Source organism: Actinoplanes subtropicus (genome assembly GCF_000721705.1).
Lineage (GTDB): Bacteria > Actinomycetota > Actinomycetes > Mycobacteriales > Micromonosporaceae > Actinoplanes > Actinoplanes subtropicus.
The window spans coordinates 1-718 of sequence record NZ_JOJL01000145.1 but is presented as its reverse complement, the minus strand read 5'-3'; the positions used below and the strand labels follow the sequence as shown (position 1 = coordinate 718).

Annotated in this window: 1 pseudogene; it reads left to right on the top strand. The window is 67.3% G+C overall.

The window, feature by feature from the left end:
• Window positions 1-325: 325 nt before the first annotated feature.
• A pseudogene (locus IH26_RS0152565) lies at window positions 326-718 on the top strand (site-specific integrase); the annotation flags it as partial.

Genomic DNA, 718 nt, shown 5'->3' with positions numbered 1-718 from the left:
AACCGGTCTCGGATACTGACCGGGAGCTACGTCTCGGGCATCAAACCCGACCTCCAATCAACGTACTCACTCACTACGTGCGACCTCATGTCGCACCTCTCTTCGGCAAATGAGTGAATTGATCGTGCAATTCAGGCGGTCACGTTCTTACGTTCCGTAGTCGCCTTGGCGGCTGATCGTCGTGGTAGGCGTGCCCACGGGGCTGGCGATCATTGGGCTCGGCCGGCGCACCGTGTCGGCCGGGCTCACCCTCGCGAGCGACTGCCAACCGCCGTAGCGGAAGCTCACCGTGAGCCAAAGTCGGCGACAGCGAGGCGGGTGTGCGATGGCAAGTCCAGGTGTGATCTTCAAGCGGTGCGGGTGCCGCGACGCCAGCCGGCGGCGCCTCGAGCAGTTCTGTCCCCGGCTCGGCGAACCCGGACACGGCACCTGGTACTTCCACTGCTCAGCGACCAACCTGCTCGGCCGCCGCGAGCGCGCGAGGCGTGGCGGGTATCCGTCGCAGGCCGCCGCCCGACAGGCCCGTGACGAGTTCGTGGCCGGCAGCGCCGCGGACCGGACTGCTGAGGGTTGGACGGTCGAGCGGTGGCTGCGGCATTGGCTGGACACCCGCACCCATATCCGGGCGACGACCCGGTTCCACTACACCCGCGACGTCGACACCGTCCTGATCCCCTACCTCGGCCGGTACCGGCTGGCCGACCTCGACGCCCAACTT